We start from the raw sequence: 9,195 nt of genomic DNA, 5'->3' as shown, positions 1-9,195 counted from the left end.
GAGAGGCGCTTTGGCCTGGCTCATGCTTGTTGTTCGAGGGCGGAAACTCAGTCAACTGTTCGAGCTTTGAGCCAAAGCGGGAAGAGTGGACAGCAGCTTGGCTCCCACACGTGCTTAGGGCACCGCGACCCGTCAGCTTGCTGTCCACCCCTCTCACCTTTGACTTTATCCTGTCTTAAGACACAAGCGAGCCCGCTCGCGAAGCCTGTTTACCCAGCGGCAACCCGCATTTGTGAATCTGAACAATAATCCCCGGTGTCTTTTGTGCGCGAGACCGGCGTCAGCGCTGCGCCCAGCTGGCAGCATGCTGGGCATCGGAACCGGAGAATAATATGAAAATAGTCATCGCCCCCGACTCGTTCAAGGACAGCCTCAGTGCCCAGGGCGTCGCCGATGCCATCGCCGAAGGGTTGGCCCAGGTCTGGCCGGACGCCCACGTGACCCGGTGCCCGATGGCCGACGGCGGGGAGGGGACGGTGGCGGCGGTGCTGGCCGCCTGCAACGGTGAATGGCGCAGCAGCCGGGTCCGGGGGCCCTTGGGCGGCGCTGTCGAAGCGCGCTGGGGCTGGTTGCCAAAGGGCCGCACCGCGATCATCGAGATGGCCGAGGCCAGTGGCCTGCAATTGGTCCCGCCCGGGCAGCGCGATGCCTGTTCCAGCAGCACCTACGGCACCGGCGAGCTGATTCGCGCGGCCCTGGATGAAGGGGCCACGCGGGTGATCCTGGCCATCGGCGGCAGTGCCACCAACGACGGCGGTGCGGGTGCGATGCAGGCCTTGGGCGTGGCGTTGCTGGATGAGCACGGCCAGCCACTGGCGCCCGGTGGCCTGGCCTTGGCCCACCTGTCGCGTATCGACCTCGGTGGACTGGACCCGCGCCTGGCCCGGGTCGATGTCGAGATTGCCGCGGATGTCGACAATCCGCTGTGCGGTCCCCACGGCGCCTCCGCAGTGTTTGGTCCGCAGAAAGGCGCGTCCGTCCAGCAGGTGCAGCAGCTCGACGCGGCCCTGGGGCACTTTGCCGAACAGTGTGCCCGGGCCTTGCACAAGGACGTGCGCGACGAACCGGGCAGCGGCGCCGCCGGAGGGCTGGGGTTCGCCGCCAAGGCGTTCCTCGGTGCGCGGTTTCGCACCGGCGTGGAGGTGGTGGCCCAACTGGTGGGGTTGGCCGCCGCCATCCAGGGCGCCGACCTGGTGATCACCGGCGAAGGCCGTTTCGACGCCCAGACCTTGCGCGGCAAGACCCCCTTCGGCGTGGCCCGCATTGCCCGCGAGCACGGCGTGCCGGTCGTGGTCATCGCCGGCACGCTGGGGGAGGGCTACCCGGCGCTGTATGAGCATGGCGTCGACGCGGCCTTTGCCTTGGCCAGCGGGCCGATGACGCTGCAAGAGGCCTGTGCCGAAGCTCCGCGCCTGTTGAGCGAGCGGGCCCGGGACATCGCGCGGTTGTGGCAGGTGGCAAGCCGCTGATCAAACGTTGGGGCGGGACTGCCGGCCCCCGTTGGGCTGCATCGCGGCCCACGCCCCGACGGCGCGGTGAAATATTTTTTTACATTCCCCTGTAAAAAGCCTCAAGCCCAGCCGATAACGAGTCAAGCGTACACAACATTTGGCCCTACACTGACTGGCATGGATGCTCGACCCCATTGCCCGAGGTCTTTCCATGTCCCTCCGTAGCTTGAATATCGCCCCCCGTGCCTTTCTTGGCTTCGCCTTCATTGCCCTGCTCGTCATTGCCCTGGGCGCCTTCGCCGCCAATCGCATGTCGGTGATCCGCCAGGCTTCGGCGGACATGGAGCAAAACCAGGTACCCAGTGTCGGGTACCTGTCCAACGTGCTGGAAAACGTGCTGCGCATGCGCATCCTGTCGTTCCGCATCCTGGTCAACCGCGAGCCTGCCAGCCTGGCAGAGGCCGAGAACCGCATTGGCGTGCTGGTGGAAAAACTGCACAAGGCCGACGCCGGCTACGCCGCGTTGCCGGCCGGCGCCGAGGAAAAAGAGCTGTACAAGGCCTTTTCCGCGACCCTCGCCAACTACCTGCAAGCCCAGAAGGAAATGCTCGACCTGTCGCGCCAGAACCGGGCCGACGAGTTGCGTACCCTGATCAATACGCGCATCAAGGAAGGCACCGACCTGATGGGCGAGCAGCTCAACAAGCTCATCGCGTTCAACGTGGCCGGTGCCGCGCAAGCGTCGGCCGATGCGGGAGCACACTACGACAGCGCCCTGGCGGGCATCATCATCGTCTCGATCATCGCCGCGCTGGCCACGGTGCTGCTGGCCTTGCTGCTGACCCGCAGCATCGTCGTGCCGCTCAAACGAGCGCTGGAGGCGGCGCGAGTCATCGCCGGGGGTAACCTGACCCAGGTGATCGCGGATGATGGCAAGGACGAACCCGGCCAACTGCTCAGGGCCCTGTCCGACATGCAAGGCAGCTTGCGCAGCACCATCGAGCAAATCGCCGGCTCCGCCACCCAACTGGGCGCCGCCGCCGAGGAGTTGAGCGCGGTGACCCAGGAATCCTCCCGGGGCTTGCAACAGCAAAACAATGAAATCGAACAGGCCGCCACCGCCGTCAACGAGATGACCACCGCCGTGGAGGAAGTCGCCCGCAATGCGGTGTCCACCTCCGAAGCGTCGAACCAATCGACCCAGGCGGCGCGTGAAGGCCGTTCGCGGGTGGTGGAAACCGTCGAGGCCATCCAGACCATGACCCACGATGTGCAAGCCACCGCAGCGATGATCGAAGGCCTGGCCGTTCAAGGCCGCGACATCGGCAAGGTCCTGGACGTGATCCGCGCCATTGCCGAACAGACCAACCTGCTGGCCCTCAACGCGGCCATCGAAGCCGCCCGCGCCGGGGAGGCCGGCCGTGGTTTCGCGGTGGTGGCCGACGAAGTCCGGGCCCTGGCCCACCGCACGGCGCAATCGACCCAGGAAATCGAGAAGATGGTCGCCGGCATCCAGAACGGCACCGGCGAGGCCGTGCAGTCGATGCAGCAGAGCAACCAGCGCACCCAGACCACCCTGGAAATGGCCCGGGCCGCGGGCGTGGCCCTGGAGCAGATCACCCAGTCGATCCACCAGATCAACGAGCGCAACCTGGTCATCGCCAGCGCGTCGGAGGAACAGGCGCAGGTCTCCCGCGAGGTGGATCGCAACCTGGTCAACATCCGCGACCTCGCCACCCAGTCGGCCAGCGGTGCGAAACAGACCAGCGACGCCACCCACGAACTGTCGCGCCTGGCCGTGACCTTGAACGCGATGGTGGCGCGGTTTGTGATTTGAGATAGGGTTGAGGCTGGACCCCGCGCAATCAGGAGAGATACATGCGCTTTTCAGCCTTGACCCAACGCATCACCGGCGATGGCGCCGCCGCCTGGCAGATTCACGATCGGGCGCTGGCCATGCGCGAACAGGGCATGGACGTGCTGCTGTTGTCGGTGGGCGATCCGGACTTCGACACGCCGCGCGCTATCGTCGATGCGGCAGTGGGCAGCCTGCGGGCCGGGGATACGCATTATTCGGACATCCGTGGCCTACACACCCTGCGCAGCCGTATCGCCCGGCGTCATCAGCAACGCTGCGGCCAGCCGGTGGATGCCAGGCATGTCACCGTGCTGCCTGGCGCGCAGTGCGCGGTGTACGCGGTCGCTCAGTGCCTGCTCGACCCTGGCGACGAGGTGATTGTCGCCGAGCCGATGTATGTCACCTACGAAGCGGTGTTCGGCGCCTGCGGGGCCAAGGTAGTGCCGGTGGCGGTGCGCCCGGAGAACGGGTTCCGGGTCGAGCCGGACGACGTGGCGGGCCTGATCACCCCGCGAACCCGGGCGATGCTGCTCAACAGCCCCAACAATCCGTCCGGCGCCAGCCTGCCGCTGGCGACCTGGCGCGGGCTGGCGCAGCTGTGCATCGAGCATGACCTGTGGCTGATCAGCGACGAGGTCTACAGCGACCTGGTCTACGAAGGTGAACACATCAGCCCGGCCAGCCTGCCGGGCATGGCCGGGCGCACCGCGACCATCAACAGCCTGTCCAAGTCCCATGCCATGACCGGTTGGCGCATTGGCTGGGTCATCGGGCCCGAACCCCTGGCCGAGCACCTGGCGAACCTGTCGTTGTGCATGCTGTTCGGCCTGCCGGATTTCGTCCAGCGAGCGGCCCAGGTGGCTTTGGAAGAAGATTTGCCTGAAGTGGCCCACATGCACGCCGAGTATCGCCAGCGTCGCGACCTGGTGTGCGCCATGCTCGACGACTGCCCGGGGCTCAGGCCGGTGCGACCCGATGGCGGCATGTTCGTCATGGTCGACATACGCCAGACCGGCCTCGATGCCCAGGCCTTTGCCGAACACCTGCTGGACGCCCATGGCGTCTCGGTGCTCGCCGGCGAGGCCTTCGGCCCGAGCGCGGCGGGGCATATCCGCATCGGGCTGGTGGTCGACCAGGGGCAACTGGCGCAGGCTTGCCAGCGGATCGCGGCGTGTGCGGCGGGGCTGCTGCAGGCATTGCGGGCCTGAGGCCCGGGTGCGAGCCGCGAGCGCTATCGCGAGCAGGCTCGCTCCCACGAGGGCTTCGTGGTGTGGCATGCGACTGCCCTGAACACCCGACCGTGTGGGAGCGAGCCTGCTCGCGAAGGCATCACCACCATCCCCCCGCGCCGATCAGTGATGACCCGGACGCTTGCGCACCAGCCTCATCACCCCGACAAAGAACACCGGCACGAACACCACCGCCAGGGTCGCGGTGATCATCCCGCCGATCACCCCGGTCCCGATGGCCTGCTGGCTCGCCGAGCTGGCGCCGGTAGCGATGGCCAGGGGCACGACGCCGAGGATGAAGGCCAGGGAGGTCATGATGATCGGTCGCAGGCGCAGGCGGGCGGCCTGCAGCGTGGCGTCGACCAGGTCATGGCCCTGGTCGTACAGGCTCTTGGCGAACTCGATGATCAGGATCGCATTCTTCGCTGACAGGCCGATGATGGTCACCAGCCCGACCTTGAAGAACACGTCATTGGGCAGCTCGCGCAACGACACCGCCAGCACCGCGCCGAGTACCCCCAGCGGCACCACCAGCAACACCGACGTCGGGATCGACCAGCTTTCGTACAGCGCCGCCAGGCACAGGAACACCACCAGCAACGACAGCCCGAGCAGCAATGGCACCTGGCTGCCGGACAGGCGCTCCTGCAAGGACAGCCCGGTCCATTCCTGCCCCAGGCCCGCCGGCCCCTGGGCCACCAGCCGCTCGATCTCGGCCATGGCCTCGCCCGTGCTGTGGCCGGGCGCCGGTTCGCCGGAAATGCTGATGGCCGGGTAGCCGTTGTAGCGGGTCAATTGTGTCGGGCCCTGGGTCCACTTGGCCTGGACAAAGGCTGACAGCGGCACCATCTTGCCGACGTCGTTGCGCACATGGATCTTCAGCAGGTCGGCGACCTGGGCGCGCCGGTCGCCTTCGGCCTGGACCACCACCCGTTGCATCCGCCCCTGGTTGGGGAAGTCATTGATGTAGGCCGAGCCCACCGCGGTGGACAGCACGTTGCCGATTTCGGCAAAGGAAACCCCCAGGGCGTTGGCCTGCTTGCGATCGACTTCCAGCTGCACCTGCGGCGCTTCGGCCAGGGCGCTTTCGCGTACGTTCATCAGCACCGGGCTTTTCTCGGCGGCGGCGAGCAGTTCGTCACGGGCCTGCATCAATGTGGCATGGCCGAGGCCGCCGCGATCCTGCAAGCGGAACTCGAAGCCACTGGAGGTGCCGAGGCCGTCCACCGGCGGCGGCAGTACGGCGAAGGCCATGGCGTCCTTGATCGCGCCGAAGGCCTGGTTGGCCCGGTCGGCGATGGCGCTGGCCGAATCGTCGCCGCCACGCTCCGACCAGTCCTTGAGGGTGGTGAACGCCAGGGCCGCGTTCTGCCCGCTGCCGGAAAAGCTGAAACCGAGGATCACCGTGCTGTCGCTCACCCCCGGCTCGCCGGCGTTGTGGGCCTCGATCTGTTCCACCACCTGCACGGTGCGGTTCTTGCTCGCGCCGGGGGGCAACTGGATGTCGGTGATGGTGTAGCCCTGGTCCTCCACCGGCAGGAACGAGGAGGGCAGGCGCGTGAACAACAGGCCCATGCCCACCAGCAGCACCGCGTAGATCACCAGGTAGCGGCCGGTGCGCTTGAGCGCATAGGCGACCCAGCCTTGATAACGATCGCCCAACTGGTCGAAGCGACGGTTGAACCAGCCGAAGAAACCGCCCTTGGCGTGGTGCTCGCCCTGGTCGATGGGCTTGAGCAAGGTCGCGCACAGCGCCGGCGTGAGGCTCAGGGCCAGGAACGCCGAGAACAGGATCGAGGTCGCCATGGACAGCGAGAACTGCCGGTAGATCACCCCGACGGATCCGGGCATGAACGCCATGGGGATGAACACCGCCACCAGCACCAGGGTGATGCCGATGATCGCCCCGGTGATCTGCCGCATCGCCTTGCGCGTCGCTTCCTTGGGCGGCAGCCCTTCACTGGCCATGATCCGCTCGACGTTTTCCACCACGACGATGGCGTCGTCCACCAGGATGCCGATCGCCAGGACCATGCCGAACATGGTCAACACGTTGATGGAAAAGCCCAGGGCGAGCATGGTCGCGAAGGTGCCCATCAGCGCCACCGGCACCACCAGCGTCGGGATCAGGGTGTAGCGGATGTTCTGCAGGAACAGGAACATCACGGCGAACACCAGCAGCATGGCCTCGCCGAGGGTGTACACCACTTTGGTGATCGAGACCTTGACGAACGGCGAGGTGTCGTAGGGGATCTTGTACTCGACGCCCGCGGGGAAGTAGCGCGACAGCTCATCCATCTTCGCTCGCACCCGGGTCGCGGTGCTGAGGGCGTTGGCCCCCGGCGACAGCTGTACGCTCACGGCGGTGGACGGCTTGCCGTTGAGCCGCGTGGAGAACTGGTATTCCTGGCTGCCGACTTCCACCCGCGCCACATCGCCAATGCGCACGGTGGAACCATCGGGGTTGGCCTTGAGCACGATGTCGGCGAATTCTTCGGGCGTCGACAACTGCCCCTTGACCAGCACGGTCGCGGTCATTTCCTGGGTGGTGCGCGACGGCAGGTCGCCGATGCTGCCCGCCGAGACCTGGGCGTTCTGCGCCACGATGGCGGCATTCACGTCGGCCGGGGTCAGGTTGAACGCGAGCAGCTTCTGCGGATCGATCCAGACCCGCATCGCCCGCTCGGCGCCATACAGCTGCGCCTTGCCGACACCGTCCAGGCGCTTGATCTCGTTCATCACATTGCGCGCCAGGTAATCGCTGAGCGCCACGTCGTCGAGCTGGCCGTCGTTGGAGGTGAGGGTGATCAGCAGCAGGAAGCCCGCCGACACCTTGTCCACCTGCAAGCCCTGCTGGGTGACGGCCTGGGGCAGGCGCGACTCCACGGCCTTGAGACGGTTCTGCACGTCGACCTGGGCCAGCTCCGGGTGGGTGCCCGGCTGGAACGTCGCGGTGATGGTGGCGCTGCCGAGGCTGCTCTGGGAGCCGAAGTACAACAGGTTGTCGGCACCGTTGAGCTCTTCCTCGATCAGGCTGACCACGCTCTGGTCCACGGTTTGCGCCGAAGCCCCCGGGTACACCGCATAGATTTCGATTTGCGGCGGCGCCACGTCAGGGTATTGCGCCACTGGCAGTTGCGGGATGGCCAGCGCACCGGCCAACAGGATGAACAGCGCCACCACCCAGGCGAACACCGGGCGGTCGATGAAGAACTGCGGCATGGAAAACGTCCTGCTTACTGGCCATGGACCTGGGCGAGTGGAAGAGGGGAGTCGTCGACCCGGACCTTTTCACCGGGGCGGGCGTGCTGCAGGCCCTCGACGACGATGCGGTCGCCCGGCTTCAAGCCATGGGTGACGATCCAGCGGTCATCCTGCGCCGCGCCCAGCGTCACCGCTTGCAGGCTGACGGTCTGCTGGGCATCGAGCAGCATCACCTGGGCGATCCCGGCGCTGTCGCGCAGGATGGCCCGCTGCGGCACGCTGATGCCCTGGCGGTCGACGGCCTGCTCCAGGCGCACGCGCACGAAGCTGCCCGGCAGCAGGTCCAGGTCGGGGTTGGGGAACTCGCTGCGCAGGGTGATCTGGCCGGTGCCCGGGTCGACGCTGATGTCGGCGAACAGCAACTTGCCCGGCAGCGGGTACAGGCTGCCGTCGTCCTGGACCAGCGTGGCCTTGGCCTGGTCCGGCTCGACCTGTTGCAACTGGCCGGCGCGCAGGGCCCGGCGCAGGTCGTTGAGTTCGCGGGTCGACTGGGTGAGGTCGGCGTGGATCGGGTTCAGTTGCTGGATAAGGGCCAGCGGCGTGGTCTCGTTCTGGCCCACCAGCGCGCCCTCGGTCACCAGCGCCCGGCCGATGCGGCCGGCAATCGGTGCGGTCACCGTGGCATAGCCGAGGTTCAGCCGGGCGCGCTCCACGGCGGCCTTGCTGGCGGCAACGTCGGCGGCGGTCTGGCGAGCCGCGGCCCGGGCGTTGTCGTAGTCCTGGCCGCTGATGGCGTTGTCCTCGATCAGGCGCGCGTAGCGCTGCGCTTGCAGGCGGGCCTGGAAGGCGTTGGCCTCGGCCTTGCGCAAGGCTGCTTCGGCGCTGTCCAGGTCGGCCTTGAATGGCGCCGGGTCGATGCGAAACAGCACGTCGCCTTTCTTCACATCGCTGCCTTCGCGATACACCCGCTGCAACACCACGCCGGGCACCCGCGCACGCACTTCGGCGGTGCGTGGCGCGGCAATGCGCCCGCTCAACTCGCTGCTGATGGACAGGGGCCGGGCCTGGATGGTTTCGACGGCCACGCTGGGCAGCGGCGCTTCGTCCGAGGGCGGCGCGGCGCGGTCGCAGGCGCTCAACGACAAGGCCCCGAGCAACAGGCCCAGCGTGGCGAGAGAGTTCTTTGGCATGGTGCATCCCCAATAATGAGCCGTGCCATGCTATGGCGGGTTCGCGGGGGTGTCGGTAAAGCTTTGTAGGGGGTGTGTGAAATTGTGTAAGGGTTTCGCTCGCGGGTGGGTGAGGGCGTATATCCTTGGCAGCTTGATTCTTCGGGTAACTGCAACGACGTCTTCGCGGGCCGGCCCCCCCCCCCCCCCCAAACCGTAAACCCCCTGGGCCCGGGCGCCCCCCCGACAACGGGCCACCACTTCCCCCCCCCTCATCGTAAAAC

General features: G+C 67.0%; 5 protein-coding genes and 1 pseudogene. 4 read left to right on the top strand and 2 right to left on the bottom strand.

Annotated features, from left to right (window positions below; all coding sequences use genetic code 11):
• The first annotated feature begins 332 nt into the window (after positions 1-332).
• The 4 genes and pseudogenes from Q6A48_RS25555 to Q6A48_RS25545 all read left to right on the top strand — a co-directional run bounded on the left by Q6A48_RS25555 (position 333) and on the right by Q6A48_RS25545 (position 4,517).
• On the top strand, positions 333-1,469 hold the full coding sequence (locus Q6A48_RS25555; protein WP_304557248.1) for a glycerate kinase: 1,137 nt from the start codon (positions 333-335) through the stop codon (positions 1,467-1,469).
• A gap of 163 nt (positions 1,470-1,632) precedes the next feature.
• Positions 1,633-2,430 (top strand): annotated as a pseudogene (locus Q6A48_RS26175) (MCP four helix bundle domain-containing protein); the annotation flags it as partial.
• Entirely contained in the window at positions 2,425-3,288 is an 864-nt protein-coding gene (locus Q6A48_RS26170) for a methyl-accepting chemotaxis protein (RefSeq protein ID WP_369811736.1), read from the top strand. The pseudogene Q6A48_RS26175 and the gene Q6A48_RS26170, both read left to right, overlap by 6 nt.
• Positions 3,289-3,329: 41 nt before the next feature.
• Positions 3,330-4,517 carry a pyridoxal phosphate-dependent aminotransferase gene (locus tag Q6A48_RS25545; RefSeq protein ID WP_304557245.1) on the top strand — a complete coding sequence of 396 codons (1,188 nt, stop codon included), beginning with the start codon at positions 3,330-3,332 and terminating at the stop codon, positions 4,515-4,517.
• Positions 4,518-4,661: 144 nt separating this feature from the next.
• Here Q6A48_RS25545 and Q6A48_RS25540 read toward each other — a convergent pair whose 3' ends face one another.
• Positions 4,662-7,760, bottom strand: coding sequence for a multidrug efflux RND transporter permease subunit (locus Q6A48_RS25540; protein ID WP_304557243.1), 3,099 nt, complete (start codon positions 7,758-7,760; stop codon positions 4,662-4,664).
• A gap of 14 nt (positions 7,761-7,774) precedes the next feature.
• A complete protein-coding gene (locus tag Q6A48_RS25535; protein WP_304557242.1) occupies positions 7,775-8,932 on the bottom strand; it encodes an efflux RND transporter periplasmic adaptor subunit in 1,158 nt (385 codons plus the stop codon).
• Positions 8,933-9,195 lie beyond the last annotated feature (263 nt).

Source organism: Pseudomonas citrullilanati, from assembly GCF_030580855.1.
GTDB classification, from domain to species: Bacteria; Pseudomonadota; Gammaproteobacteria; order Pseudomonadales; family Pseudomonadaceae; genus Aquipseudomonas; species Aquipseudomonas citrulli.
Note: the sequence above shows the minus strand (reverse complement) of the source record. Positions and strands in the feature narration are given on the sequence as shown.